Raw genomic sequence first — 25,661 nt, 5'->3', positions numbered from 1 at the left:
GGGCGCAGCTTGGCGGCGTTCGTGGGGTCCGTGCAACCAGGCCCTGGCACATGGCTTGACATGTGCCGCCCGGATCGGGCTTGCCAGCCTGCTATACTCCTTGGGTTTAGCCGACAGCTGTTTGCCGAATGCCGCCGTTTTGTGCTTTTTGAGCGCGAAGGGCCGGTGCGGAGCAGGTGGTGTTGATTGGCTGAGCCGGCCTTGCGGCTGGCTGGGCAGTGGCGCAGGTGGTGAGCACCCGCGGCGCGGTCTGGCTGGTCAACGTAGCGACTTAGCGACGCAGGGCCGAATTCGCGAACCCGGCCTATCAAGGTGTCGCGTGCTGCCAGTTACCAGGATGATCGAGGGAATGGCAGTGGCGATGGTTGCCGGGATTCAAGACCCAACCTTTGGAGTTTTCCATGTCTGTCTCAATGCGTGAAATGCTGGAAGCCGGTGTCCACTTCGGTCACCAAACCCGCTTCTGGAACCCCAAGATGGCCCCGTACATCTACGGCCATCGCAACAAGATCCACATCATCAACCTGGAAAAGACGCTGCCCAAGTTCGAGGAAGCGTTGAAGTTCATCCGCCAGCTGTCCAGCAAGCGCGGGAGCATCCTGATGGTGGGCACCAAGCGCCAGGCACGCGACGTGGTCGCGATGGAAGCCCAGCGCGCCGGCATGCCTTTTGTCGACCAGCGCTGGCTCGGCGGCATGCTGACCAACTTCAAGACCGTCAAGGGTTCGCTGAAGAAGTTGAAGGACATGCAGTCCGTCAAGGATTCCGGCTCCGAAATGCGGATCAAGAAGGAAGCCCTGCTGTTCGACCGCGAACTGGCCAAGCTGGAAAAGGACATTGGCGGCATCCAGGACATGGGTGCGCTGCCTGACGCGCTGTTCGTGATCGACGTGGGCTTCCACAAGATCGCCGTCGCCGAAGCCATCAAGCTGGGCATTCCGGTGATCGGCATCGTCGACACCAACCACTCGCCCGAAGGCGTGGACTACGTGATCCCTGGCAACGACGACTCGGCCAAGGCCGTGGCGCTGTATGCCAAGGCGGTTGCCGATGCCGTGCTGGAAGGCAAGGCCAACGCCGGCCACGACTTGGTCCAGGCTGTTGCAGCCGATGGTGACGAGTTCGTCGAAGTCAGCGAAGAAGCTTGATCGAGGCGCCTGAGCGCCAATGAGAAAGGGGCTGCTTCAGCCCCTTTTTCACACCCCGATCGAAACCTGATGAAACGCCCGGCAGCCCTGGTGGCTGCCACCGAAACGGAGAGAGAAAAATGGCCATTACCGCAAGCATGGTTGCCGAACTGCGTGGCAAGACCGACGCCCCGATGATGGAGTGCAAGAAGGCACTGACCGAAGCCGATGGCGACATGGTCAAGGCCGAAGAGCTGCTGCGCGTCAAGCTGGGCACCAAGGCCGGCAAGGCCGCTTCGCGCGTGACCGCCGAAGGCGTGGTGTCGAGCTTCATCGAAGGCACGACCGGCGCGTTGCTGGAAGTGAACTGCGAAACTGACTTCGTCACCAAGAACGACAGCTTCCTGGCCCTGACCAAGGCCGCGGCCGAACTGATCGCCAAGCACGGCCCGGCTGACGTGGCCGCGCTGGGCGCACTGCCTTACGAGCAGGACGGCTTTGGCCCGACGCTGGAAGACGTGCGCAAGGGCCTGATTGGCAAGATCGGCGAGAACATGTCTTTCCGCCGCTTCCAGCGCTGGTCGAACGGCGGCGCACTGGCCGGCTACCTGCACGGCACCCGCATCGGTGTCGTGGTGGAGTTTGACGGCGATGCCGTCGCCGCCAAGGACGTGGCCATGCACGTGGCCGCCATGAAGCCGGTGGCATTGACCTCAGGTGACGTGCCAGCTGAGCTGATCGCCCGTGAGCGCTCGGTCGCGACCGCCAAGGCTGCCGAGGATGCCGCCAAGGCGACTGCCGAAGGCAAGCCGGTGCAGTCCGACGAAATCGTTGCCAAGCGCATCGAAGGCGGCGTGCAGAAGTACCTGAAGGAAGTCTCGCTGTTCAACCAGGTCTTCGTGAAGGCCGCGGATGGCAAGCAGACCGTCGAGCAGATGCTGAAGGCTGCCGGCACCACGGTGAAGGGCTTCACGCTCTACGTGGTCGGCGAAGGCATCGAGAAGAAGGTCGACGACTTCGCAGCCGAAGTGGCCGCGCAAGTCGCGGCCGCCAAGGGCGGCTGAGTCAGCCGCTCTGTACGTGGCAGCAACTCTGATCGAGAGGCTGCCGCGTACACTTTCAGCCGATTCACAAGATCCACGCTCCACAGGGAAGAAAACAATGCCAGCCTACAAGCGCATCCTGCTCAAACTGTCCGGCGAAGCCCTGATGGGCGACGACTCGTACGGCATCAACCGCGCGACCATCGTGCGCATGGTGCAGGAAGTGCAGGAGGTCACCGAACTGGGCTGTGAAGTCGCGGTGGTGATCGGCGGCGGCAACATCTTCCGTGGCGTGGCTGGCGGCTCGGTCGGCATGGACCGCGCGACGGCCGACTACATGGGCATGCTGGCCACGGTGATGAACGCCCTGGCCTTGGCCGACACGATGCGCCAGGAAGGCATGACGGCCCGTGTGATGTCGGCCATCGCGATCGACCAGGTGGTCGAGCCCTATGTGCGCCCGAAGGCGCTGCAGTATCTCGAAGAAGGCAAGGTGGTGGTGTTCGCTGCCGGCACCGGTAATCCCTTCTTCACGACCGACACGGCTGCAGCGCTGCGCGGCGCCGAGATCGGCGCGCAGATCGTGCTGAAGGCCACCAAGGTGGACGGCGTGTACACCGCGGATCCCAAGAAGGACCCGACGGCCACGCGCTACACCAACATCAGCTTCGACGAAGCCATTTCCAAGAATTTGCAGGTGCTGGACGCGACCGCCTTTGCGCTGTGCCGCGACCAGAAACTGCCCATCAAGGTGTTTTCCATCTTCAAGCCCGGCGCGCTCAAGCGTGTGGTCATGGGCGAGGACGAGGGCACCCTGGTGCACGTCTGACCTCTCGACAGGAGTGCCAACATCATGACGATTGCCGACATCAAGAAGACCGCCGAGACGAAGATGGCCAAGTCCATCGAATCGTTCAAGGGCGAGTTGCAGAAGATCCGCACTGGCCGGGCCCATCCGGGCATCCTGGACCAGGTCAGCGTGGACTATTACGGCTCGATGGTGCCCATCAGCCAGGTGGCCAATGTGAGCCTGCTGGACGCACGCACGATCAGCGTGCAGCCCTGGGAAAAAGGCATGGGCGCGAAGATCGAGAAGGCCATCCGCGAGTCGGACCTGGGCTTGAACCCGGCCTCGCAGGGCGACCTGATCCGCGTGCCGATGCCGGCGCTGACCGAGGAGCGCCGCCGCGACCTGACCAAGGTCGTGCGCAACACGGGCGAGGACGCGAAGGTGGCCGTGCGCAACCTGCGCCGCGATGCCAACGAGCAGCTGAAGAAGCTGCTGAAGGACAAGCTGGCGACCGAGGACGAGGAGCGTCGCTCGCAGGACGAAGTGCAGAAGCTGACCGATCGCACCATTGGCGAGATCGACAAGCTGGTGCAGGGCAAGGAAGCCGACATCCTGGCGGTCTGAGGTCGACAAAGGTACATGGTCGACCTGTCCAATTTCCTCCGCGGCGGCGCTGCGGCCAAGCCTGACTCCGCGCTGCCGCGCCACGTTGCGATCGTGATGGATGGCAACGGGCGCTGGGCCAAGAAGCGCTTCATGCCGCGCATCTTCGGCCACAAGTTCGGCATGGAAGCGCTGGTGCGCGTCATTGACGACTGCCACCGCCGCGGCATCCAATACCTGACGGTCTACGCCTTTTCTTCCGAGAACTGGAAGCGGCCAGACGAGGAAGTGTCCGGCCTGATGAACCTGGTGCTGGTGGGTGTTTCGAAGTACCTGGCCAGGCTGGCCGACAAGGGTGTTCGCATCCATGTGGCCGGTGACCGCAGCAAGGTCTCCGAGCGGGTCTGCCAGGCGTGGCATCACGCCGAGACCACGACCGCGGGCAACACCGGGCTGGAGCTGACCGTGGCCTTCAACTACGGTGGCCGCTGGGACATCGTGCAGGCCTGCAAGCGGGCCATCGCCGATGGCCTGGCGCCCGAGGCGCTCAGCGAAGAAGCCCTGAGCAAGTACATGGCGCTGGGCTATGCGCCGGATCCGGACCTGTTCATCCGCACCGGCGGTGAGGTGCGCATCAGCAATTTCCTGTTGTGGCAGCTGGCCTATGCCGAGCTGCATTTCACCGATTGCCTGTGGCCGGATTTCGACGAGGCCGAACTCGACAAGGCGATTGCCGTCTTCGCTTCGCGCGACCGTCGCTTCGGTGGCGTCAAGCCGTCACCTTCCACTCAAGAGGCTTCGGCCTGAGACCCAGATGCTGCTTCAGCGTGTGATCACCGCACTGGTGCTGCTCGCACTGCTGCTGCCAGCCTTGCTGGTCGCCAACCCCCTGCCGTTCGCGTTGCTCAGTTTGGTGCTGATCGGCCTGGGGGGCTGGGAGTGGGGGCGGTTGAATGGGCTGAAGGGCGTGTCGCCGGTGGCACTTGGCCTGTTGGTGCTGCTGCTGTGCGGCCTGGCCTGGTGGGCGGGCTGGGTGGCGCGCATGCCAGCGGCCGGTTGGTGGCTGGCCACGGCCTGCTGGGTGCTGGGTGGCGCCGCGGCGCTGCGGGCTGGCCCGAGCGCGTGGCCGCAGCGGGCCCAGGGCCTGCGCCTGCTGATTGGCGTGCTGGTGCTTTGCGCCGCCTGGCTGGCGCTGACTGCTGCGCGGGCCCGCGGCTTGAATTTCATCCTGTCCTGCTTCTGCGTGGTCTGGATGGCCGACATTGCGGCCTACTTCGGTGGGCGTGCCTTCGGCCGCCACAAGCTGGCGCCGGCCATCAGTCCCGGCAAAAGCTGGGAAGGTGTCTGGTCCGGCATGCTGGGCGTGCTGGTGCTGGGCGTGTTGTGGATGCAACTGGAGCCCGTCTGGTTCGGCAGTGCCAGCAGCGTCTTTGCCCAGCTCTGGGCGCGCCTGGGTTGGCTGGGCTGGCCGGTGGCGCTGGTGTTCCTGTCCGCGCTCAGCGTGATGGGTGACCTGGTGGAGTCGATGGCCAAGCGGGCCGTGGGCGCCAAGGATTCCAGCGCCTTACTGCCTGGGCATGGGGGCATCCTGGATCGTGTGGATGCCTTGCTGCCGGTGTTGCCGGCCATCATGGCCTTGACCAGCTTTTGAGCAGTCCTTTCACGCCGCGCCGCGCCGTCCCGCGATGGCGCAGACTGTCATGTCGGCCTCTTACGTTTTGACGGACTTGTCCATGACCACTCGCCAGCGTCTTTGCATTCTGGGCGCCACCGGTTCGATCGGGACCAGCACCCTGGACGTGGTGGCGCGCCACCCCGATCGTTTCGAGGTTGTCGCCCTGACCGGCCATGCGCGGGTGCCTGAGTTGCTTGCGCAGCTGCGCCAATGGCAACCACGCTTCGCGGCGATGAGCGACCCGGCTGCTGCGGCCGAATTGCGCCGGCAGGTGCGGGAAGCCGGTTTGCCAACCGAGGTGCTGGAAGGCCCGCAGGCGCTGGTCGAGCTGGCCGCGCACGAAGACGTGGACAGCGTGATGGCGGCCATCGTCGGCGCTGCAGGTTTGCCGGCCTGCATGGCCGCTGCACTGGCCGGCAAGCGCCTGCTGCTGGCCAACAAGGAAGCGCTGGTGGTGGGCGGTGCGCAGTTCATGGCCGCCGTGCGGCAGGGCGGTGCGCAATTGCTGCCGATCGACAGTGAACACTCGGCCATCTTCCAGTGCCTGCCGGAAGACCGCGGCACCTGGGCCCAGCGCATTGATCACATCGTGTTGACGGCATCCGGCGGGCCTTTCCGCCAGCGCGACCCGGCCAGCCTGGCCGACGTGACGCCGGACCAGGCCTGCGCGCACCCGAACTGGGTCATGGGCCGCAAGATTTCGGTCGACTCGGCGACGATGATGAACAAGGCGCTCGAAGTGATCGAGGCGCGCTGGCTGTTCGACCTGCAGCCCGAGCAGGTGCAGGTGGTGATCCATCCGCAGAGCATCGTGCACTCGATGGTGGTCTGCCGCGACCAGTCGGTGCTGGCGCAAATGGGCACGCCCGACATGCGCGTGCCCATTGCCTACGGGCTTTCCTTCCCCGCGCGCATCGCCTCCGGCGCCCAAGCCTTGAACTTCCTGAGCCTGCCGCCCTTGACCTTCGAGGCGCCGGAGCGCAGCCGCTTTCCCGGCCTGTTCCAGGCCTGGGACGCGCTGCGGGGGCCGCACGGCAGCACGGCCGTGCTGAACGCGGCCAATGAGGAGGCGGTGGCGGCCTTCCTGGACGGCCGGCTCGGCTTCAACGCCATCCACCAGGCCAATGCGGCAACGCTCGAAGCCTTGCCACCCAAGCTGGACCTTCAGGCGCCTGTCGAAGCCCTGCTGGCGCTGGACCAGGAAGCGCGCGCTGTGGCCCGGGCTGTCATTGCCAGGTTGCGGCGCTGAGCCCGGGGAGCTTTGATGAACACCGTATTCGCCTTCATCCTGACGCTGGGCATTCTGATCATCGTCCACGAGTACGGCCACTACCGCGTGGCGCGCTGGTGCGGCGTGCGAGTGCTGCGTTTTTCCATTGGCTTCGGGCCGGTGCTGCTGCGCCGTCAGGCGCGTCCTGGCGACACCGAGTTCACGCTCTCGGCCTTGCCACTGGGTGGCTACGTCAAGATGCTCGACACGCGCGAAGGCGCGGTGGCACCTGATCAACTGCATCAGGCCTTCGACCGTCAGTCCTTGCGCGCTCGTGCCAGCATCGTGTTGGCCGGACCGCTGGCCAATCTGGCACTGGCCATTCTTCTTTACGCAGCTGCAGGCTGGTGGGGGGCGAATGAGCCGCGGGCCATTCTGGCCTCGCCTCCTGCCAGCAGCCTGGCTGCAAAGATCGGCTTGCAGGCCGGCGACCAGGTGCAGGCAGTGGCCCGTGAGTACGGGGACTGGCAGGACGTGAGCGCCATGAGCGAACTCGGCCGTGAAATCAGCCTGGCGTTGTTGGATGGTGAGTCGCTCAGGTTGCAGGTGGCCGACTCGGAAGGCGATCACCGCCGTGTCCTGACGCTGCCGTTGGCACAGCTGGCGGGCGAAGAGCCGGGTGTCGAAACCTTTCGGCGCATTGGCGTTGGCGAGCCTTTTCGCGAGCCGGTGATAGGGCGTGTGATGCCTGGTGGCGCTGCGGCACAGGCAGGCTTGATGGAAGGTGACCGCGTGCTGAGCATCGACGGTGAAACCGTCGAAGACGCGCAGAAGCTGTTCCAGCGCATCCGGGCTGCCGGTGACCTTCCGATACCAGCCATGCAGTGGCAGATCGAACGTGCGCAGCAGCGGCATTTGCTCGTCGTGGAGCCACGCAAGGAAAAAGACGCCGACGGTCGCACGGTGGGCCGCATCGAGGCCTACATCGGGCAGGCGCCAGCGATGACCTGGGTGCAACTCGGGGTTCTGGAGGGCCTGCAGACCGGCTACCAGCGCACCGTCGAGACCTCGTGGACCACCTTGCGGATGATGGGCCGCATGCTGATCGGCCAAGCTTCTTTACGCAACCTCAGCGGTCCGTTGACGATTGCCGACTATGCGGGTCAATCGGTCCAGCAGGGTGTGGCGGTTTTCCTCGGTTTCCTGGCGATGGTCAGCGTCAGCCTGGGTGTGCTCAACCTGCTGCCGCTGCCGATGCTCGACGGGGGGCACCTGATATATTATCTTTTTGAGGCGGTGACCGGCAGGCCGGTGTCCGACCAGTGGCTCACGTGGCTGCAACGTGGCGGTGCGCTGGTGCTGCTGTTGATGATGTCCATCGCCCTATCCAACGACGTGGCCCGCTTCCTGGGCCTGCAGTGACACTCCTCCCGATGCGATTTTCCCCTCTAGCAAGTTTCTTGCGGCCGGTGCCGGCCTGCGTGGCTCTGATGGCCGCGGGCTTTGCGCAAGTCAGCCTGGCTGTCGAACCTTTCGACATTCGCGACATCCGCGTCGAAGGCTTGCAGCGCAGCGACCCGGGCAGCGTGTTCGCTGCCTTGCCTTTCCGCGTTGGCGACGCCTACAACGATGACAAGGGCGCTGCGGCACTGCGAGCCTTGTTTGCCACCGGCCTGTTCAAGGACGTGCGCATCGAGCTTGATGGCAAGGTCGTGGTGATCATCGTCGATGAGCGTTCGTTCATCGCATCGGTCAACTTCAGCGGCCTGAAGGAGTTCGACAAGGACACCCTCGCCAAGGCGCTGAAGGACAACGGCATTGCAGAAGGCCAGCCGTACGACAAGGCGGTGATCGATCGCGCCGAGCAGGAAATCAAGCGGCAGTACCTCTCGCGCAGCCTGTACGGTGCCGAAGTCGTGACCACCGCGACGCCGGTGGGCGGCAACCGCGTGGACATCACCTTCAACGTGACCGAAGGCAGCGTCGCGAAGATCGGCGACATCCGCATCCTCGGCACGCGCGCCTTCTCCGAGTCCACGCTGCTGGGCCTGATGGACCTGACCACTGGCGGCTGGCTGACCTGGTACACCAAGTCCGACCGCTATGCCCGCACCAAGCTCAATGCTGACCTGGAAAAGATCCGCTCGTACTACCTGAACCGCGGCTACCTGGAGTTCGACATCACTTCGTCCCAGGTGACGATCTCGCCGGACAAGCAGAACATCGACATCTCGGTCACGGTCTCCGAAGGCCAGCCCTATGTGGTGGCAGGTGTGCGGCTGGAAGGCGAGTTCCTGGGCCGCGAAGCCGACTTCCGCAACCGTGTCGTGGTTCGGCCCGGCGAGGCCTATCGCGGGGACGATGTGACCGCCACGACCCGGCTGTTCACCGATCTTTACGCCAGCTACGGCTACGCTTTCGCCAAGGTCGAATCGCGGCCGGAGATTGATCGCAAGACCGGCCAGGTCGTGCTGGTGCTGCAAGGTGCGCCAGGCCAGCGCGTCAATGTGCGTCGCGTCAACATTGCCGGCAACTCCATCACCCGCGACGAAGTCATTCGCCGCGAGTTCCGGCAGTTCGAAGGTGCCTGGTACGACGGCAACAAGATCAAGCTCTCGCGCGACCGTGTCGAGCGACTGGGCTTCTTCAATGAGGTGACGGTCGAGACCAACGAGGTGCCAGGTTCGCCCGACCAGGTCGACTTGGTGATCACCGTGACCGAAAAGCCGACCGGCAGCCTGCAGTTGTCTGCCGGCTTCTCCAGTGCTGATCGGCTCTCGCTGAGTGCGTCGATCCGCAAGGAAAACGTCTTCGGCAGCGGCAACTACCTCGGTTTCGACATCAACACCAGCAGGTCCAGCCGCAGCCTGTCGGTCAGCACCGTAGACCCGTACTTCACCGATGATGGCGTGTCGCGTGCCATCGAGGTGTACTACCGAACCTCCAAGCCAATCAACAGCCGGGGCGACAAGTTCGAGCTGGCCACGCCGGGTGCCTCGATCCGGTTTGGTGTGCCGTTCACCGAGTTCGATACCGTGTTCTTTGGCGTCGGCGGTGAAGAGACCGTCATCGGCACCTCAGAGGGCCTGCCGCTGAGCTACACCAAGTACGTCGACACCTTCGGTCGCTACAGCTGGGCCACGCCGCTGACGGTGGGCTGGGCGCGGGAAGAGCGCGACAACCCGGTGTCGCCGACACGGGGTCAATACAAGCGCATCAACCTGGACTTGAGCCTCATCGGCGACGTGCGGTACGCGCGCCTGAACGGCCAGATGCAGCACTTCATGGCCGTGCCGTATTTCCCCAAGCTCACCTTGGGCCTGAACGGTGAAATTGGGTATGGCGCAGGGCTGGGTGGTTTGCCTTATCCCACTTTCAAGAATTTCTACGGTGGCGGCCTCGGTTCAGTCCGTGCCTTCGAGCCGAATTCGCTGGGCGACGTGGACGTCACCGGCGTCTACAACGGCGGCAACAAGCGCCTGAACCTGAATGCGGAAATGTATTTCCCGGTGCCAGGCACCGGAAACGACAAGAGCCTGCGCATCTTCACGTTTGCGGACGCTGGCAATGTGTGGGGCGACCACGCTGGTACCGTGACGCAGCAGGACCGTGATCGTGGCCGCACGGGCAGCCTGACCGACATCCGCGCCTCTGCCGGTTTCGGCCTCAGCTGGATCTCGCCGGTGGGCCCATTGAAGATGAGTTACGGCACGCCTTTGCGTTCTTTCAGCGGGGATAAAATCCAGCGCTTCCAGTTTCAGATCGGAACGGCCTTTTGATGATGACTTCGCTTTTGAAATCCCTGTTGGCCGCCGTGGCCCTGTGCGCTGCGCTGGGTGTGTCCGCGCAGGAGCTGAAGATCGGCTATGTCAATGGCGAGCGGGTGCTGCGCGAAGCCACGCCGGCGAAAGCGGCCCAGGCCAAGCTGGAAGCCGAGTTCAAGAAGCGGGAAACCGAGCTGAACGACGTTGGCACCAAGCTGCGCGCCGCGATGGACAAGCTGGACAAGGACGGACCGACATTGCCCGAGGCTGAGCGCAGCCGCCGCCAGCGTGATCTGTCTGACCAGCAGCGCGACTTCGACCGCAAGCGCCGCGAATTGCTGGAAGACCTGAACCAGCGCAAGAACGAAGAGCTTGCCGCGGTGACCGAGCGCGCGAGCAAGGTCATCAAGCAGATCTTCGAGCAGGAAAAGTACGACCTGATCCTGCAGGAAGTCGTGTTTGCAGGCCCGCGCGTGGACATCACCAAGAAGGTGATCGACGCGTTGAACGCCGGCAAGTGAATTGCGGCGGCACGAACAATGAATCACATGCCGGGTGCGACCGCTCCGGTCCGCCTGGCAGAGATTGTTCAGGCCCTGGGCGGCGAATTGGTGGGCGATGCAGCGCTGGAGATCCGGCGCATCGCCTCATTGGAGGCGGCTGACGCGCACAGCATCAGCTTTCTGGCCCAGGCCCGTTTGCGGGCCTTGCTGGACACGACGCAGGCAGGCTGCCTGATCGTGCGGGCCGACCTGAGCGAGGCGGCTCAGGCCCGCGGTGCGGTGATCGTCACCGCCGATCCCTACCTCTACTATGCCCGGCTGTCACGCTGGTGGGCTGAGCGCCGCCGTGCCGCGGTCAAGACCGGCGTGCACGCCAGCGCCGTGATCGGTGAAGGCGTGCGCCTGCATCCCACGGCGAGCATTGGACCGCAAGCGGTGATCGACGACGGTGCGTTCATTGGCGAAGGCGTGATCATTGGCGCGCACTGCCATGTGGGCGCTGCGGCCGTGATCGGCGCGCACACCCGCCTGGCCGCGCATGTGGTGTTCGCCGAGGCCTGCCGCATCGGCGAGCGAGGCATGCTGCAAAGCGGCGCGGTCATCGGCGGAGACGGTTTCGGCTTCGCGCCGTTCGAAGGGCGCTGGGAAAAGATCGAACAGCTTGGCACGGTGCAGATCGGCGACGACGTTGACATTGGCGCCAACACCTGCGTGGACCGTGGCGCGCTGGACGACACCGTGCTGGCCAATGGCGTGAAGCTGGACAACCTGATCCAGATCGCCCACAACGTGCGCATTGGCGAACACACGGCCATGGCCGCCTGCGTGGGCGTGGCCGGCAGCGCGCGCATTGGCGCCCATTGCCTAATCGGTGGTGCGGCGCTGATCCAGGGCCACATCGAGATCGTCGACCATGTGCAGGTGTCGGCCGGCAGCTTCGTGATGCACTCGCTGCGCCAGCCGGGTCATTACAGCGGCATCTTTCCGATCGATACCAACGCGAACTGGGAAAAGAACGCAGCCACGCTGCGCCAGTTGTATACCCTCAGAAGTCGCGTGCGCGCGCTTGAACAGCAGAACAAGACACCATGACCCCGACGATGGACATCCACGAGATCCTCAAGCGCCTGCCGCACCGTTACCCCATCCTGCTGGTCGACCGCGTGCTGGAGATGGAAAAGCACGTTCGCATCAAGGCACTGAAGAACGTGTCGATCAACGAGCCGGTGTTCCTGGGCCACTTCCCGCACCGCCCGGTGATGCCGGGCGTGTTGATCCTGGAAGCCATGGCCCAGGCCGCTGCGCTGCTGTCCTTCGCGTCCAACGACGTCGATCCGGGCGACGACATGGTGGTGTATTTCGCTGGCATCGACGGCGCGCGGTTCAAGCGGCCGGTCGAGCCGGGCGACCAGTTGATCCTGGAAGCTTCCATCGAACGTGTGAAGGCCAGCATCATCAAGTACAAGGCCCGCGCCACGGTGGACGGCGAGCTCGCCGCCGAGGCCGAGCTGATGTGCACGATGCGCAAGATCTGCTGAGTCAGCCATGACGCAGATCCACGCCACTGCGCTGGTGGACCCGGCGGCCGAGCTGCACGAGTCGGTGCAGGTGGGGGCCTACAGCCTGATCGGCCCGCATGTGCGCATCGGTGCCGGCACGGTGATCGGCCCGCACTGCGTGATTGAAGGTCGCACGACCATTGGCGAGCAGAACCGTTTTTTCCAGTTCAGCTCGATCGGTGCGGTGGCGCAGGACATGAGCTATGCCGGCGAGCCGGCGGCGCTGGAGATCGGCGACCGCAACACGGTGCGCGAGTTTTGTACCCTCAACCTCGGCACGGCCAAGGAAGATGGCATCACCCGCATTGGCTCGGACAACTGGATCATGGCCTATGTGCACGTGGCCCATGATGTGCGCCTGGGCAGCCACAACGTGCTGGCCAACGGCGTCACGCTGGCCGGCCATGTGCATGTGGGTGACTGGGTGACGATCGGTGGCCTCACTGGCGTGCTGCAGTTCGTGCACATCGGCTCGCAGGCGATGGTCGGGTTCCAGGCCCATGTCTCGCAAGATGTGCCGCCCTTCATGACGGTAGACGGCAACCCGCTGGTGGCTCGCGCGGTCAACCTGACCGGCCTGCGTCGCCGTGGCTTCAGCAACGAGCGCACCACAGTGATCCGGCAGCTGCACAAGCTGCTGTACCGCTCGTCGCTGACGCTGGAGCAGGCCGTCGAAGGCATGACGGCGCTGAAAGGTCCGCAGCCCGAGGCTGATGCTGACATCGACACGATGCTGGACTTCCTCGCGGCCGCCAAGCGCGGCATCGTGCGCTGAGCGCCGGCCCGCACCCATGACGAACCCGGCCCCGCGCCTGGCAATGGTGGCCGGCGAAGCTTCTGGCGACCTGCTGGCCAGCCTGCTGCTCAAAGGCCTGCACGCACGCTGGCCAGGCACGCAGGCGACCGGCATTGGCGGGCCGCGCATGATCGCCGAGGGCTTCAGTGCCTGGTGGCCCAGCGCCAAGCTGTCGGTGTTCGGCTACGTGGACGCCTTGATGCACTTGCGCGAGTTGCTGCGCATCCGCAGCCAGTTGCGCGAGCGCCTGCTGGTCGAGCGGCCGGACGTCTTCATCGGTGTCGACGCGCCCGATTTCAACTTCGGCCTGGAGACTGCATTGCGAGCCGGTGGCCTGCGCACGGTGCACTTCGTCTGTCCGTCAATCTGGGCCTGGCGCGGAGAGCGTGTGAAGAAGCTTGCCGCCGCGGCGGACCATGTCCTGTGCCTGTTCCCGTTTGAGCCAGCGCTGCTGGCCGAACACGGCGTGGCCGCGACCTTTGTGGGCCATCCACTGGCCGACCTGATTCCGCTGGCGCCGCCACGCGAAGCCGCGCGGCAGGCGCTGGGCCTCGGCGCCGGGGACACCATCGTCGCGCTGCTGCCCGGCAGCCGCCGCAGCGAGATTCGCCACATCGCGCCCGCACTGCTGCAAGCCGCGGTGCAGATGGCGGCAGTGTGGCCTGTGCAACGGGGGCCGCTGCGCTTTGTCGTCCCGGTTGCACCCGGCTTGCGGCCTCTGCTGCTGCCGCTGCTGGCCCAGCACGCGCCCGGGCTCGCGGTCGACCTGGTGGATGGTCGCTCGCACGAGGTGCTGGCCGCCTGTGACCTGACGCTGCTGGCCAGCGGCACGGCGACGCTGGAGGCGGCGCTTTTCAAGCGGCCGATGGTGATCGTCTACCGCCTGCACTGGCTGAACTACCGCATGATGCGTGGCAAGGCTTATCTGCCCTGGCACGGCCTGCCCAACATCCTGGCGCGTGAATTCCTGGTGCCCGAGCTGATCCAGGACCAGGCGACGCCGCAAGCCATTGCCCGCGAAGCGCTGGCCTGGCTGGACAATCCGGACCGTTGCACCCAACTGGCGCGGCGTTTTGAAACCATGCACCTCACGCTGCGCCAGGACACGGCGCGCAAGGCCAGTGATGCCATCGCGACGCTCCTCCAAGCCTGAGCAGATTCACCTGCACTTCGAAGTGGCCGGCCTGATCGCCGGCGTGGACGAGGCCGGGCGCGGCCCGCTGGCCGGACCGGTGGTGGCCGCGGCCGTCATCCTCGACGAACTGCAGCCCATTGCCGGCCTGAAGGATTCGAAAGTGCTGACGGCGCGCAGGCGCGAGGCGCTGTTCGATGAGATCCGCGCCAAGGCCTTGTGCTGCGCCATCGCCCAGGCGAGTGTCGAAGAGATCGACCAGTTCAACATCCTGCAGGCGACGATGCTGGCGATGCGCCGCGCGGTCGAAGGCCTGCGCCTGCTGCCGGCCAAAGTGCTGGTGGACGGCAACCGGCTGCCGGTGCTGAAGATGCCCGGTGAAGCCATCGTCGACGGTGACGCCAAGGTCCAGTCGATTTCGGCGGCCTCCATCCTGGCCAAGGTGCACCGCGACCGGCTGTGCCTGGACATGCACGCGCAGTGGCCGCACTACGGCTTCGACAGCCACAAGGGCTACCCGACGCCCGAACACCTGGCAGCCTTGCGTGCCCACGGCGCCGCGCCGGTGCACCGCCGCAGCTTTGCGCCGGTGCGTGCCTGCCTGCCTGGCCTCGACGCCTGCTGACCTTCGCCTGCCCATGAACCACGAAGAGGCCGAGCGCCTGAGCGCACGCGACAACCCGCTGTTGCAGCGCATCCGCAAGCTGGGTGCGGAGCCGGCGGCTTATCGCAAGCTCGGCTCGATCTGGCTGGAGGGTGACCACCTGGTCGACGCGGCGCTGCGCCGCGGCTGGGCGCTGGAGGTCCTGGTGATGACCGAATCGGCCTGGCGCGAGCGGGTCGACTGGCGGGTCTGGGCCGACCATGCAGGCCGCTGCGTGCAGTTGCCCGAGGCGCTGTTCCGCAGCCTCAGCACCTTGGAGTCACCGGCGCGCATCGGCGCCTTGGTGGCCTGGCCGGCCAGCCCGGCCTTGCTGTCGGACCAGCCTGGCGTGGTGCTGGATCGCCTGCAGGATGCCGGCAACGTGGGCAGCATCCTGCGCAGCGCGGCGGCCTTTGGTGTCAAGCAGGTGCTGGCGCTGAAGGGCACCGCGGCGCTGTGGTCACCCAAGGTGCTGCGCGCCGGCATGGGCGCACACTTTGCGCTGCAGCTGGTCGAGGGGCTGCTGCCCGAAGACCTGGCGCCGCTGCAATTGCCGCTGCTGGCCACCAGTTCGCATGCCGGCCTGGTGCTGGGCGAAAGCCAGCTACCTCAGCCCTGCAACTGGGTGCTGGGCCATGAAGGGCAGGGCATTGACGCGGCATTGATGGCGCGTTGCTCCCACACCGTGAGCATTCCGCAGCCGGGCGGCGAAGAGTCGCTGAACGTGGCCGCGGCGGCGGCGATCTGCCTTTTTGCGACACGCCATCGCTGAAACCGCTCGCTTGAGCGAAGGGCTTCGGCGGACGGCCTGACGATCAGTAGATCAGCCGGTCTGGCCGGATGTCGCGCAGGATGGTGGTGGCGATTTCCTCGATCGACTTGTGCGTCGAGCTGAGCCACGAAATGCCGCTGCGCTTCATCATGACCTCGGCCTCGTTGACCTCGTAGCGGCAGTTCTCGATGGACGCGTATTTGCTGCCCGGCCGGCGCTCGTTGCGGATGTGCTGCAGGCGGTCCGGGTCAATGGTCAGGCCAAAGCATTTGCGCTTGTGCGGAGAGAGCGAACTGGGCAGGTGGCCGCGCTCGAAGTCTTCGGGGATCAGCGGGTAGTTGGCGGCCTTGATGCCGTGCTGCATCGCCAGGTAGAGCGAGGTCGGCGTCTTGCCGCTGCGACTCACGCCGACCAGGATCACGTCAGCAGATTGCAGGTTGCGCGAGGATTGGCCGTCGTCATGCGCCAACGAGAAGTTGATCGCCTCGATGCGGTCGTTGTACTCCTGGCTCTTGGCGGCATCCGAGAAGCGCCCCACGCGGTGGTTGGACTTCAGGTTGAACTCGATTTCCAGCGGCTCGATGAAGGACTGGAACATGTCCATCACCATGCCTTTGCAGGTTTCGCCGGTCAGGATGGCGCGGATCTCCACGCTGGCCAGCGTCAGGAAGACGATGGGCCGTTTGCCTTCGTGCTCGGCCGTGGTGTTGATCTCGTCCACCACGGCGTTGGCTTTCTCGACGCTGTCGATGAACGGCCTGCGCACATGGCGTGGCTTGGCCGTGAACTGCGCGAGGATGGAATTGCCGAAGGTCTCCGCGGTGATGCCGGTGCCGTCGGAGACGTAGAAAACACTGCGGTTGGGCATGAATGCACGCGAGGGTTTCAGGGATGGTTTGCCGATGATAGGCAATCCGTCCGTAGAATGGCGCGCATCTCGCATCCTTTGGCCGCGATCTGCTCGCGGCAACCCCCGGCGTTCATGAGCCCCTGCAGTCTCGTCATCGAATTTCAGCGCGCTGCAGCGCGGGCTCCGTCATGGGTGGGTTGGACAGCGGCACAGGTTTTTTGTCATCAAGGAGCTTTCCCGTGTCTACAACCAACCTGGCGACCGCCCTGGTCGCGCCGCTTGAAGAACTGAGGATGAACGACGTCGAGGTCGTTGGCGGGAAAAACGCCAGCCTCGGCGAAATGATCAGCCAGCTGGCCGCCTCGGGCGTGCGGGTACCGGGTGGTTTCGCCACCACGGCGCATGCCTTTCGCGAGTTCCTGAAACACGGCGGCCTGACCGAGAGGATCAACGCCCGCCTGTCCAGGCTGGACACGGAAGACGTGCGGGCGCTGGCCGAGGCCGGTGCTGAGATCCGCCAGTGGGTCATCGACGCGCCGTTCCCGCCGGACTTCGAGGCCGCTGTGCGCGCCGAATTCGAGCGTGTGGTGGCCGGCTCGCCGTCGGCCAGCTGGGCCGTGCGCTCGTCGGCCACTGCCGAAGACCTGCCGGACGCTTCTTTCGCTGGTCAGCAAGAGACCTTCCTGAATGTGCATGGCATTGAAGACGTGCTGCACAAGATGAAGGAAGTCTTTGCCTCGCTCTACAACGACCGCGCCATCAGCTACCGCGTGCACAAGGGCTTCGCCCACGCCGACGTGGCGCTGTCTGCCGGCGTGCAGCGCATGGTGCGCTCGGACGTCGGCGCTGCCGGCGTGATGTTCACGATCGACACCGAGTCCGGCTTCAAGGACGTGGTCTTCATCACCTCCAGCTACGGCCTGGGCGAGACCGTGGTGCAGGGCGCCGTGAACCCGGACGAGTTCTACGTGCACAAGCCGGCGCTGGCCGCCGGCAAGTTCGCGGTGATCCGCCGTGGCCTGGGCTCCAAGCTGATCCGCATGGAGTTCGCCAGCGACGATGAGCGCCTGGCCACCGGCAAGCTGGTGAAGACAGTGGACACGCCGCCCGAGCTGCGCAACCGATATTCGCTGAGCGATGCGGACGTGACCGAGCTGGCCAAGTACGCCGTGATCATCGAGAAGCACTACGGTCGCCCGATGGACATCGAGTGGGGCAAGGACGGTGTGGACGGCAAGCTCTACATCCTGCAGGCTCGGCCCGAGACCGTGCGCAGCCAGGCCGAAGGCCAGGTCGAGCTCCGCTACAAGCTCAAGGGCCAGAGCGCGGTGCTGGCCGAGGGCCGCGCGATCGGCCAGAAGATCGGCACCGGTCCGGTTCGCCTGGTCAGCTCGATTGCCGAGATGGACCGCGTGCAGCCCGGCGATGTGCTGGTCACCGACATGACCGATCCGAACTGGGAACCGGTGATGAAACGGGCCTCGGCGATTGTCACCAACCGCGGTGGCCGGACCTGCCATGCGGCCATCATCGCGCGTGAACTGGGCATTCCGGCGGTGGTCGGCTGCGGTGATGCGACCGACACGCTGAGCGACGGCGCGCTGGTCACGGTGGCCTGCTCCGAAGGCGACACCGGCTACGTCTACGACGGCCTGCTGGAAACCGAAGTCACCGAAGTGCTGCGCGGCGAACTGCCGTACTGCCCGGTGAAGATCATGATGAATGTCGGCAACCCGCAGCTGGCTTTCAACTTCGCGCAGCTGCCGAATTCCGGCGTCGGCCTGGCCCGGCTCGAGTTCATCATCAACAACAACATCGGCGTGCACCCGAAGGCCATCCTGGACTATCCGAACGTCGACAAGGACCTGAAGAAGGCGGTCGAGTCGGTGGCCCGTGGCCATGCCTCGCCGCGTGCGTTCTATGTCGACAAGCTGACAGAAGGCATCGCGACGATTGCCGCTGCCTTCTGGCCCAAGTCTGTCATCGTGCGTTTGTCTGACTTCAAGTCCAACGAGTACAAGAAGCTGATCGGCGGTTCGCGCTACGAGCCGGACGAAGAGAACCCGATGCTGGGCTTCCGCGGCGCCTCGCGCTACATCAACAGCGAGTTCGCCGATGCCTTCGGCATGGAATGCGAAGCGCTCAAGCGCGTGCGCAACGACATGGGCTTCACCAACGTCGAGATCATGGTGCCCTTCGTGCGCACGGTGCGCCAGGCCGAGAAGGTCGGTGAGTTGCTGGCGGGCCGCGGCCTGAAGCGCGGCGTCGACGGCCTGCGCCTCATCATGATGTGCGAAGTGCCGAGCAACGCCATCCTGGCTGAGCAGTTCCTGGAGCACTTCGACGGCATGTCCATCGGCTCCAACGACCTGACGCAGCTGACGCTGGGCCTGGACCGCGACTCTGGCCTGGAGCAGCTGGCCGATGACTTCGACGAGCGCGACCCTGCCGTCAAGGCCATGATTTCGCGCGCCATCGCCGCCTGCCGGGCCACCGGCAAGTACGTAGGCATCTGCGGCCAGGGCCCGAGCGACCATCCGGATTTCGCCGACTGGCTGGCAGCCGAAGGCATCGTGTCGATCTCGCTGAACCCGGATTCGGTCATCGAGACCTGGACTCGCCTGGCCGGCACCAAGTAGGCCAGGCGACAGCACCGTGCAGCGTGCCCAGGCGCTGCATGGGCCGCTCGTCACAAGGGGCGCCGGGGAACCTGGCGCCCCTTGTGCTATGATCGAAGGCTTTTCCCCCTTGCCGTACCTGCAGATTGACGCGCGGTGCGGCTTCCTCAATGGAATCCACAAGGAGTTTCGATGCGTCACTATGAAATCGTTCTGCTGATCCATCCGGATCAAAGCGAACAAGTTCCGGCCATGCTGGAGCGCTACAAGAGCCTGATCACCACCAGTGGTGGCAAGGTTCATCGGGTGGAAGACTGGGGCCGCCGTCAGCTGGCTTACATGATCCAGAAGCTGGCCAAGGCGCACTACCTGTGCCTGAACATCGAGTGCACCACCGCGGTGCTGGCTGAGCTCGAAACCGGTTTCCGCTTCAACGACGCCGTGCTGCGTCACCTGACCGTCAAGCTCGAGAAGGCTGAAACAACGCCTTCCGTGATGATGAAGTCGGTCGAGAAGGAAGAAGCCCGCAAGGCTGCCCAGGAAACCACCGCCTGAGCCCAGCAGGGTTCAAGTCGGTTGTGAGTTGCAAGCCTCGATGAACCGATTGGTTCTGGCCGCCCAAGTGGTGGAGCGAGGCAAGATGCGTTACACCCCCGCCGGTCTGCCGGCCCTGGACATGCTGCTCAAGGCAGAGTCCGAGGTCAGCCAGAACGGGCAACCCCGCAAGGTCTCGCTGGAGATCCGCTCGGTGGTCATCGGGGACATCACCCGTCAGGCCGAGCGGCTGGCGCTGGGAGTGCAGGCGATGTTTGCCGGCTTCCTGGCCCCCTCGCGCAATGGCAAGGGTCTGGTGTTTCACATCACGCAACTCGACGTCGACGAGCCCGTTTCTGTATCCGGATAGAAATTCAGAGGTCATTGACATGCCCCCGCCAAAGTCACGTTTTTCCAAGGACCGCCGTCCCAAGCGCAACCAGCAATCGCTGCTGTTCCGCCGCAAGAAGTTCTGCCGCTTCACTGTCACTGGCGTCGAATCGATCGACTACAAGGACGTGGACCTGCTGCGCGACTTCATCGGTGAAAACGGCAAGATCACGCCGGCTCGCCTGACGGGCACGCGCGCGTTCTTCCAGCGTCAGCTGACCACCGCCATCAAGCGCTCGCGCTTCCTGGCGATGCTGCCGTACAGCGACATGCACCGCGTCTAAGGAGTCCACACCATGCAAATCATCCTGCTGGACAAAGTGGCCAACCTCGGCAACCTGGGCGACATCGTCAAGGTCAAGGACGGTTATGCCCGCAACTTCCTGATCCCGACCAAGCGCGCCCGCCGTGCCACGGACGCCGCGATCAAGGAATTCGAAGCCCGCCGCGCGGAACTGGAAAAGGTCGCTGCCGAGAAGCTGTCGACCGCCCAGGCACTGGGCGAGAAGCTGAACGGCGTCACCGTCATCGTCAGCCAGAAGGCTGGCGTTGATGGCCGACTGTTCGGCTCCGTCACCAACGGCGACATCGCCGAAGCCCTGGTCAAGCAAGGCTTCCAGATCGTCAAGGCCCAGGTGCGCATGCCCAACGGCCCGCTGAAGGCGGTTGGCGATTTCTCGGTCAACGTGGCTGCCCACACCGACGTGGTCGTGGAAGTCAACGTCAAGGTCGTCGGCGCCACCGACTGATCCTGGCCCACAGGTCGCAGCTTGGCTGCGACACTGGTGTACGCCCAGAAGGGGCCGGTTTTCGAACCGGCCCTTTTTCTTTTCCGGACGGGCGCTTTCGCAAGGGACGGCCGGTGCTTGTGCACCCGCTTCCCCCAGCTTTTCCACAGGCTTGCGCACACCGTGCCAGGCGCCTGCCTCTTATGATTTGCTGATGTCGACGATCTTCGAAGAACTGGGCGGACGCTCCGCCAAGAGCCGTGACGACGAGGTCGCCAAACTTCGCGTGCCGCCGCACTCCATCGAGGCCGAGCAGTCGGTGCTGGGCGGTCTGCTGCTGGACAACGGTGCCTGGGACCGGGCGGCGGACGTGCTCAGCGAGGGCGATTTCTACCGCTACGAGCACCGCATGATTTTTGGCGCCATCGGCGGCCTGATCAGCACCTCAAAGCCTGCAGACGTCATCACCGTCTTCGAGCGGCTGCAAAACCTCGGCAAGGCCGACGAATGCGGCGGTCTCGGCTACCTGAACGCACTGGCGCAAAGCGTGCCCAGTGCGGCCAACCTGCGGCGCTACGCCGAGATCGTGCGCGAGCGCGCGGTGCTGCGCAAGCTGATCGCCGCCAGCGACGAGATCGCCACCCAGGCCTTCAACCCGCAGGGCAAGCAGGTCTCGCAAATCCTCGACGAGGCCGAAGGCAAGATCTTCAAGATCGGCGAGGAAGGCCAGCGCAGCAAGGGCGGTTTCCAGAGCATGGACCAGCTGGTCATGCAACTGATCGACCGGGTCACCGAGCTCGCTGAAAACGGCGCCGAAGACGTGACCGGCGTGCGCACCGGCTTCTACGACATGGACCGCATGACCGCGGGCCTGCAGGGCGGCGACCTGATCATCCTGGCCGCGCGTCCGTCCATGGGCAAGACCGCATTCGCACTGAACATCGCCGAGTACGTGGCCGTCAGCGAAGGTTTGCCGGTGGTCATCTTCTCGATGGAAATGGGCGCCGCACAGCTGGCCTTGCGTCTGGTCGGTTCGCTGGGCCGCATCGACCAGCAGCACCTGCGCACCGGCGCGTTGAAGGATGACGAGTGGGGCCGGCTCACCGAGGCCGTGGACAAGCTCTCAAAGGCTTCGGTGTTCATCGACGAGACCCCTGCGCTGAACCCGGCCGAACTGCGCGCCCGTGCGAGGCGCCAGGCCCGCCAATGCGGCAAGCTGGGCCTGATCGTCATCGACTACCTGCAGCTGATGAGCGGCAGCGGCAGCGGCAACGGCGAAAACCGCGCCACCGAAATCTCCGAGATCTCGCGCGGCTTGAAGGCGCTGGCCAAGGAGCTGAACTGCCCGGTGATCGCGTTGTCGCAGCTGAACCGCTCGGTCGAAACCCGCACCGACAAGCGGCCGATGATGTCCGATCTGCGCGAATCCGGCGCCATCGAGCAGGACGCGGACGTGATCATGTTCATCTACCGCGACGACTATTACAACAAGGAATCCAAGATTCCTGGCACCGCCGAAATCATCATCGGCAAGCAGCGTAACGGCCCGGTGGGCTCGGTGCACCTCGCCTTCCTGAAGCAATCGACCAAGTTCGACAATCTGGCGCCCGACGCCGCCTACGGCGGCAGCGAATACTGAACCTCCGTGCCACCGGCTGCGCGGTGGATTCAATGGCTGGTGGTGAGGGATGAAATACTGTATAAAAATACAGTATGTCATTCCGTTTTTCACTCCCGCCGGCTGACGAGTCCCTGGACGATGCGGCCTCGCTGACGCGTTCGCCATTGCGGCGTTCCACACCCGCACCCATGGCTGCGCCGGTGCCCACGGCGCCCATCACGCTGCAACCGCGCAAGGGCAGGGGCACGACCTGGGCGATTGCGCACCGCTTCAGCCGCGACGAGCGTGAGCCGGTCGACGACGGCTGGGGTGCGCTGGATCAGGCTGTGCAAGCCGAAGAACTGGCGCCGGGCACGCAAGTCATCTTCGAGCATGTCAAATCCATCCTGACCGGCAACGAGTCGCCAGACATTCCGTTCGACCTGTCGATCAATCCGTACCGGGGCTGCGAGCACGGCTGCATCTACTGTTTTGCGCGGCCCACGCACAGCTATCTCAACCTCTCGCCTGGGCTGGATTTCGAGACGCGCATCATTGCCAAGGTGAACGCTGCCGAGCGCCTGCGGGAAACCTTGAGCCGGCCGGGTTACACGCCAGCGCAGCTGAACATCGGCTCCGCGACCGATGCCTACCAGCCGGTCGAGCGCAAGCTGGGCATCACCCGCGCGATCATCGAGGTGCTCTGCGAAGCTTCGCATCCGTTCTCTGTCATCACCAAGTCAGCAGGCATCGAACGCGACCTGGACCTGATCGCGCCCATGGCCGGTGCAGGCCTGGCGGCGGCCTATGTGTCCCTGACCACGTTGGAGCCGGCACTCGCGCGCATCCTGGAGCCGCGCGCCGCTTCACCGCAGCGGCGCCTGAAAACCATCCAGAGCTTGAGCGAGGCGGGTGTACCGGTGGGGGTCAGCGTATCGCCGGTGATCCCGTTCCTGAATGAACCGGAGCTTGAGCGCATCCTGGAGGCGGCCGCACAGGCCGGTGCCGTCTCGGCTTTCAGCATTCCGCTGCGCTTGCCCTGGGAAGTGAATCCGCTGTTCCAGGACTGGCTGCAGACCCACTTCCCGGACAGGGCCGCGCGGGTCATGGCCAGGGTGCGCGAGATGCGGGGCGGCCGCGACAACGACGCTCGCTTTGGCACCCGGCTTCGCGGCGAAGGCGCCTGGGCGGAACTGCTGCGCCAGCGGTTCACGCTCGCGGTGCGCAAGCTGGGGCTGAACAACACCCGGACAGTGTTGGATTTCGGTCAATTCAGACCGCCTGCCAGAGCTGGCGCACTGCACCAATTGAGCTTGTTTTAACCCCATGTTGCACCGCGCCAGTGCGGGTTGACGTGTGACGTCATGAGAGTTAGGGAGCAAGCGCCAAAAATGCTGGTGTCATGACGCTGCGCTGCGTAGAGTGGTAACCGTACGTCATCGGTGTAGTCGTAGGTGACGGTTAGCAAGCTTCAGATGACAAATGTCACGGTGGCTTGTTTCGGCAACGGTGACCCGCATGCCGCCTGTTTGACCGGCGGCCAGGAGATTCAGATATGAAGAAGCAGGACATTTCGCAAGCAGACGTCATGCCGATCGGCGTGCAACATTGCGCGGCGATTTTGAGCCGTGCCGCGCTTGCCCTTTGTCTGGCTGGCGGCGTGGCCAGTGCTGTCCACGCCGCAGGCACCGCCACGGCAACGCCCGCACCCGAAGTGCAGGTGACCTCTCGCTACATCATCGACTATGAGTTCGATTGGGGTCGCGACGGCACCTACTGCTCGACCTGCAACAGTGGAGCCGGCAATTCACGGTTGGCCTACACAGACCTGACCAACAATCTTTGGGTAGGTCAGGTCGATTTCCAGACGGGCAAGTTCAAGCCGCTGGACGGTCGTGGCCAATTGGTCGACACCCACACTGCCTTGCCGACCGACTTCGGCAATGGCCCGGAATGGATGTTCTCAGCGCTGGGCTCCCAGCTTGTCTACACCAGGTACCAGCCGGACGTGGATCCGCCGACGGCAGACAGCACAGGGTTGGGCATTGCCAGCCAAAACGCCGACGGCACCTGGGCCGCTGGATTCTTGCCAAACGGCATGCAGCGGCAGTCGCCGATTGGCACGCTGGACCTCAGCGACACCCTGCCGCGCATCCAGTACCAGGACTACAACAAGGTCAAGACTTACTGGCGGCAGTCAGCCAGTTCAACAGAGGCCCAGGTGCCGACCAAAGGCTTCAATGGTGGGTCACGCCGTTGGGTTCCCGGCACACACAGCATCATCCTGACGGGCCTGGGTACCCGAAAGACTTCGGGTCAGGGTTACCGGCAGGTCTACTTGTACGACACCGATACCGACACCTTGACCCAGATCACGGACGATGCTTCGAACCAGGTGGGTGCCATGATGTGGCAGGCGCCTGAGTTCAACAACGAGTACGTTTTCTTCACGGTGAAAGACGGCACGCAACTGGTCGTCTATCGCAAGTTGCCGAATGCCGCCGGTGTGGCCGCCTGGACGCCGGTGGCCACCTTGGCTGCACCGTCCAATTCGCCCTACATCTGGTCGCCGGAATATTTTGTGTACAACGGGAAGTCGTACATCTTCTTCCAGATGAACACCACCAGCGACTCCACCAACCTCACCCAACCGAGTACCTTGGGGATGATGGGCATCCTGCCGGGAAATTCGGCATTGACCTTGCTGACGCCCCCGGACGCTCCGGCGCGCGTGCGCATGGACCCGGAGTACTTCATCACCGCCGGGGGGCCGTTCATCTATTACAACCGCTACAAGCTGCAGACCGACACGATGCCATCAGTTCCTGAGGGTGTGTGGCGTGTCGATACCCAGCTGGGTGGCGAATCATCCACCAAATGAGCCAGGTAAATGTTCCTGCATGACTTGCCGATAGTGTCGGCAAATTGACAAAAAAGGCGGCCTGCGGGTCGCTTTTTTAATTTCCGATCCAGCGGTGCATCACCAAGCGAATTGGCGAGACATATTGGCATCTTCCCCAAAGCTGAGGAAGTACCCCACAATGGTGGATTGCCATCAAAAAAAATCCGTGTAAATTCGATATCTGAACGTCGACTCAGCAGTATCGGTGGGCGCCCGCGGTTGTAACTCGATTCGAGGCTGCAACTTCAACTTGTGACATGCGAGCAGTGGCCAAACTGCTCCTGCCAGCGGCATGGCCGCAGAGGTCAACATGATGGCTCAGAACCCCTTATGCATCCCTGTAGAGAGCGTAGTTTGCAACTCTGCGGTTGAGTATTCAAAGCAAACTGTCCGCCATTTGACAAAGCGGGCCAGATGGCGTG

The 25,661-nt window shown here is 64.3% G+C and carries 25 protein-coding genes; 24 read left to right on the top strand and 1 reads right to left on the bottom strand.

The features are described 5' to 3' along the window. The first annotated feature begins 401 nt into the window (after nucleotides 1-401). The 16 genes from rpsB to AC3WR5_RS25485 all read left to right on the top strand — a co-directional run bounded on the left by rpsB (nucleotide 402) and on the right by AC3WR5_RS25485 (nucleotide 15,617). Nucleotides 402-1,148 carry a 30S ribosomal protein S2 gene (rpsB, locus tag AC3WR5_RS25560; protein WP_141289397.1) on the top strand — a complete coding sequence of 249 codons (747 nt, stop codon included), beginning with the start codon at nucleotides 402-404 and terminating at the stop codon, nucleotides 1,146-1,148. A 119-nt stretch (nucleotides 1,149-1,267) separates the two neighbouring features. Further along, entirely contained in the window at nucleotides 1,268-2,191 is a 924-nt protein-coding gene (tsf, locus tag AC3WR5_RS25555) for a translation elongation factor Ts (protein ID WP_492488100.1), read from the top strand. Between the two features lie 97 nt (nucleotides 2,192-2,288). Next, a complete protein-coding gene (gene pyrH / locus AC3WR5_RS25550; RefSeq protein WP_141289399.1) occupies nucleotides 2,289-2,999 on the top strand; it encodes a UMP kinase in 711 nt (236 codons plus the stop codon). A 24-nt stretch (nucleotides 3,000-3,023) separates the two neighbouring features. Then, nucleotides 3,024-3,584 carry a ribosome recycling factor gene (gene frr / locus AC3WR5_RS25545; RefSeq protein ID WP_141289400.1) on the top strand — a complete coding sequence of 187 codons (561 nt, stop codon included), beginning with the start codon at nucleotides 3,024-3,026 and terminating at the stop codon, nucleotides 3,582-3,584. Nucleotides 3,585-3,599: 15 nt separating this feature from the next. Next, complete coding sequence (uppS, locus tag AC3WR5_RS25540) at nucleotides 3,600-4,370, top strand: polyprenyl diphosphate synthase (protein ID WP_141289401.1); 771 nt, start codon at nucleotides 3,600-3,602, stop codon at nucleotides 4,368-4,370. 7 nt (nucleotides 4,371-4,377) lie between these two features. Beyond that, complete coding sequence (locus AC3WR5_RS25535; protein ID WP_492488098.1) at nucleotides 4,378-5,214, top strand: phosphatidate cytidylyltransferase; 837 nt, start codon at nucleotides 4,378-4,380, stop codon at nucleotides 5,212-5,214. Nucleotides 5,215-5,296: 82 nt separating this feature from the next. Continuing rightward, nucleotides 5,297-6,487 (top strand): 1-deoxy-D-xylulose-5-phosphate reductoisomerase, encoded by a 1,191-nt coding sequence (locus AC3WR5_RS25530; protein ID WP_492488097.1) that lies wholly within the window; start codon nucleotides 5,297-5,299, stop codon nucleotides 6,485-6,487. 12 nt (nucleotides 6,488-6,499) lie between these two features. After that, complete coding sequence (gene rseP / locus AC3WR5_RS25525; protein WP_492488096.1) at nucleotides 6,500-7,870, top strand: RIP metalloprotease RseP; 1,371 nt, start codon at nucleotides 6,500-6,502, stop codon at nucleotides 7,868-7,870. Nucleotides 7,871-7,881: 11 nt separating this feature from the next. After that, the gene (gene bamA / locus AC3WR5_RS25520) at nucleotides 7,882-10,227 is read left to right on the top strand and encodes an outer membrane protein assembly factor BamA (RefSeq protein WP_492488094.1); all 2,346 of its coding nucleotides are present in this window, start codon (nucleotides 7,882-7,884) and stop codon (nucleotides 10,225-10,227) included. Nucleotides 10,228-10,229: 2 nt separating this feature from the next. Then, nucleotides 10,230-10,733 carry an OmpH/Skp family outer membrane protein gene (locus tag AC3WR5_RS25515; RefSeq protein WP_141287902.1) on the top strand — a complete coding sequence of 168 codons (504 nt, stop codon included), beginning with the start codon at nucleotides 10,230-10,232 and terminating at the stop codon, nucleotides 10,731-10,733. A 27-nt stretch (nucleotides 10,734-10,760) separates the two neighbouring features. After that, nucleotides 10,761-11,807 carry a UDP-3-O-(3-hydroxymyristoyl)glucosamine N-acyltransferase gene (gene lpxD / locus AC3WR5_RS25510; RefSeq protein WP_492488092.1) on the top strand — a complete coding sequence of 349 codons (1,047 nt, stop codon included), beginning with the start codon at nucleotides 10,761-10,763 and terminating at the stop codon, nucleotides 11,805-11,807. Beyond that, nucleotides 11,804-12,253 carry a 3-hydroxyacyl-ACP dehydratase FabZ gene (gene fabZ, locus AC3WR5_RS25505; protein ID WP_492488090.1) on the top strand — a complete coding sequence of 150 codons (450 nt, stop codon included), beginning with the start codon at nucleotides 11,804-11,806 and terminating at the stop codon, nucleotides 12,251-12,253. The genes lpxD and fabZ overlap by 4 nt, the downstream gene beginning before the upstream one ends. Nucleotides 12,254-12,260: 7 nt before the next feature. Beyond that, nucleotides 12,261-13,049, top strand: a complete 789-nt coding sequence (gene lpxA, locus AC3WR5_RS25500) for an acyl-ACP--UDP-N-acetylglucosamine O-acyltransferase (protein ID WP_492488088.1) — start codon at nucleotides 12,261-12,263, stop codon at nucleotides 13,047-13,049. A gap of 16 nt (nucleotides 13,050-13,065) precedes the next feature. Further along, complete coding sequence (gene lpxB, locus AC3WR5_RS25495; RefSeq protein ID WP_492488086.1) at nucleotides 13,066-14,223, top strand: lipid-A-disaccharide synthase; 1,158 nt, start codon at nucleotides 13,066-13,068, stop codon at nucleotides 14,221-14,223. Beyond that, nucleotides 14,195-14,827 (top strand): ribonuclease HII, encoded by a 633-nt coding sequence (gene rnhB / locus AC3WR5_RS25490; RefSeq protein ID WP_141285011.1) that lies wholly within the window; start codon nucleotides 14,195-14,197, stop codon nucleotides 14,825-14,827. The genes lpxB and rnhB overlap by 29 nt, the downstream gene beginning before the upstream one ends. 13 nt (nucleotides 14,828-14,840) lie before the next feature. Further along, on the top strand, nucleotides 14,841-15,617 hold the full coding sequence (locus tag AC3WR5_RS25485; protein ID WP_141285009.1) for a TrmH family RNA methyltransferase: 777 nt from the start codon (nucleotides 14,841-14,843) through the stop codon (nucleotides 15,615-15,617). 43 nt (nucleotides 15,618-15,660) lie between these two features. Here AC3WR5_RS25485 and ppsR read toward each other — a convergent pair whose 3' ends face one another. Then, complete coding sequence (ppsR, locus tag AC3WR5_RS25480; protein ID WP_141285007.1) at nucleotides 15,661-16,485, bottom strand: posphoenolpyruvate synthetase regulatory kinase/phosphorylase PpsR; 825 nt, start codon at nucleotides 16,483-16,485, stop codon at nucleotides 15,661-15,663. Nucleotides 16,486-16,706: 221 nt separating this feature from the next. Here ppsR and ppsA point away from each other — a divergent pair, with 221 nt between their 5' ends. The 8 genes from ppsA (at nucleotide 16,707) to AC3WR5_RS25440 (ending at nucleotide 25,218) form a co-directional block, all read left to right on the top strand. Beyond that, a complete protein-coding gene (gene ppsA / locus AC3WR5_RS25475; protein ID WP_492488084.1) occupies nucleotides 16,707-19,106 on the top strand; it encodes a phosphoenolpyruvate synthase in 2,400 nt (799 codons plus the stop codon). Between the two features lie 171 nt (nucleotides 19,107-19,277). Next, complete coding sequence (rpsF, locus tag AC3WR5_RS25470) at nucleotides 19,278-19,640, top strand: 30S ribosomal protein S6 (RefSeq protein ID WP_141285003.1); 363 nt, start codon at nucleotides 19,278-19,280, stop codon at nucleotides 19,638-19,640. A 40-nt stretch (nucleotides 19,641-19,680) separates the two neighbouring features. Next, on the top strand, nucleotides 19,681-19,989 hold the full coding sequence (gene priB / locus AC3WR5_RS25465) for a primosomal replication protein N (RefSeq protein WP_141285001.1): 309 nt from the start codon (nucleotides 19,681-19,683) through the stop codon (nucleotides 19,987-19,989). Nucleotides 19,990-20,008: 19 nt separating this feature from the next. Next, the gene (rpsR, locus tag AC3WR5_RS25460) at nucleotides 20,009-20,293 is read left to right on the top strand and encodes a 30S ribosomal protein S18 (RefSeq protein ID WP_141284999.1); all 285 of its coding nucleotides are present in this window, start codon (nucleotides 20,009-20,011) and stop codon (nucleotides 20,291-20,293) included. Between the two features lie 12 nt (nucleotides 20,294-20,305). After that, nucleotides 20,306-20,758 (top strand): 50S ribosomal protein L9, encoded by a 453-nt coding sequence (rplI, locus tag AC3WR5_RS25455; RefSeq protein ID WP_141284997.1) that lies wholly within the window; start codon nucleotides 20,306-20,308, stop codon nucleotides 20,756-20,758. Nucleotides 20,759-20,951: 193 nt separating this feature from the next. Then, a complete protein-coding gene (gene dnaB, locus AC3WR5_RS25450) occupies nucleotides 20,952-22,376 on the top strand; it encodes a replicative DNA helicase (protein WP_141284995.1) in 1,425 nt (474 codons plus the stop codon). A gap of 170 nt (nucleotides 22,377-22,546) precedes the next feature. Next, nucleotides 22,547-23,659, top strand: coding sequence for a PA0069 family radical SAM protein (locus AC3WR5_RS25445; RefSeq protein ID WP_492488082.1), 1,113 nt, complete (start codon nucleotides 22,547-22,549; stop codon nucleotides 23,657-23,659). Nucleotides 23,660-23,892: 233 nt separating this feature from the next. Continuing rightward, nucleotides 23,893-25,218 carry a hypothetical protein gene (locus tag AC3WR5_RS25440; protein WP_492488080.1) on the top strand — a complete coding sequence of 442 codons (1,326 nt, stop codon included), beginning with the start codon at nucleotides 23,893-23,895 and terminating at the stop codon, nucleotides 25,216-25,218. Nucleotides 25,219-25,661 lie beyond the last annotated feature (443 nt).

Source organism: Ideonella sp. FW305-24, assembly GCF_058788035.1.
Note: the sequence above shows the minus strand (reverse complement) of the source record. Positions and strands in the feature narration are given on the sequence as shown.

Excerpts from the sequence above, each read along its gene's own strand:
- AC3WR5_RS25445 (WP_492488082.1), top strand. The coding sequence starts at position 22,547 with ATGGCTGCGCCGGTGCCCACGGCGCCCATCACGCTGCAACCGCGCAAG.
- tsf (WP_492488100.1), top strand. The coding sequence starts at position 1,268 with ATGGCCATTACCGCAAGCATGGTTGCCGAACTGCGTGGCAAGACCGAC.
- rnhB (WP_141285011.1), top strand. The coding sequence starts at position 14,195 with ATGCCATCGCGACGCTCCTCCAAGCCTGAGCAGATTCACCTGCACTTC.
- AC3WR5_RS25515 (WP_141287902.1), top strand. The coding sequence starts at position 10,230 with ATGACTTCGCTTTTGAAATCCCTGTTGGCCGCCGTGGCCCTGTGCGCT.
- AC3WR5_RS25535 (WP_492488098.1), top strand. The coding sequence starts at position 4,378 with ATGCTGCTTCAGCGTGTGATCACCGCACTGGTGCTGCTCGCACTGCTG.
- AC3WR5_RS25440 (WP_492488080.1), top strand. The coding sequence starts at position 23,893 with ATGAAGAAGCAGGACATTTCGCAAGCAGACGTCATGCCGATCGGCGTG.
- pyrH (WP_141289399.1), top strand. The coding sequence starts at position 2,289 with ATGCCAGCCTACAAGCGCATCCTGCTCAAACTGTCCGGCGAAGCCCTG.
- bamA (WP_492488094.1), top strand. The coding sequence starts at position 7,882 with ATGCGATTTTCCCCTCTAGCAAGTTTCTTGCGGCCGGTGCCGGCCTGC.
- rpsF (WP_141285003.1), top strand. The coding sequence starts at position 19,278 with ATGCGTCACTATGAAATCGTTCTGCTGATCCATCCGGATCAAAGCGAA.
- rplI (WP_141284997.1), top strand. The coding sequence starts at position 20,306 with ATGCAAATCATCCTGCTGGACAAAGTGGCCAACCTCGGCAACCTGGGC.
- lpxD (WP_492488092.1), top strand. The coding sequence starts at position 10,761 with ATGCCGGGTGCGACCGCTCCGGTCCGCCTGGCAGAGATTGTTCAGGCC.
- fabZ (WP_492488090.1), top strand. The coding sequence starts at position 11,804 with ATGACCCCGACGATGGACATCCACGAGATCCTCAAGCGCCTGCCGCAC.
- AC3WR5_RS25485 (WP_141285009.1), top strand. The coding sequence starts at position 14,841 with ATGAACCACGAAGAGGCCGAGCGCCTGAGCGCACGCGACAACCCGCTG.
- lpxB (WP_492488086.1), top strand. The coding sequence starts at position 13,066 with ATGACGAACCCGGCCCCGCGCCTGGCAATGGTGGCCGGCGAAGCTTCT.
- rpsB (WP_141289397.1), top strand. The coding sequence starts at position 402 with ATGTCTGTCTCAATGCGTGAAATGCTGGAAGCCGGTGTCCACTTCGGT.
- rpsR (WP_141284999.1), top strand. The coding sequence starts at position 20,009 with ATGCCCCCGCCAAAGTCACGTTTTTCCAAGGACCGCCGTCCCAAGCGC.
- priB (WP_141285001.1), top strand. The coding sequence starts at position 19,681 with ATGAACCGATTGGTTCTGGCCGCCCAAGTGGTGGAGCGAGGCAAGATG.
- frr (WP_141289400.1), top strand. The coding sequence starts at position 3,024 with ATGACGATTGCCGACATCAAGAAGACCGCCGAGACGAAGATGGCCAAG.
- dnaB (WP_141284995.1), top strand. The coding sequence starts at position 20,952 with ATGTCGACGATCTTCGAAGAACTGGGCGGACGCTCCGCCAAGAGCCGT.
- uppS (WP_141289401.1), top strand. The coding sequence starts at position 3,600 with ATGGTCGACCTGTCCAATTTCCTCCGCGGCGGCGCTGCGGCCAAGCCT.
- ppsR (WP_141285007.1), bottom strand. The coding sequence starts at position 16,485 with ATGCCCAACCGCAGTGTTTTCTACGTCTCCGACGGCACCGGCATCACC.
- AC3WR5_RS25530 (WP_492488097.1), top strand. The coding sequence starts at position 5,297 with ATGACCACTCGCCAGCGTCTTTGCATTCTGGGCGCCACCGGTTCGATC.
- lpxA (WP_492488088.1), top strand. The coding sequence starts at position 12,261 with ATGACGCAGATCCACGCCACTGCGCTGGTGGACCCGGCGGCCGAGCTG.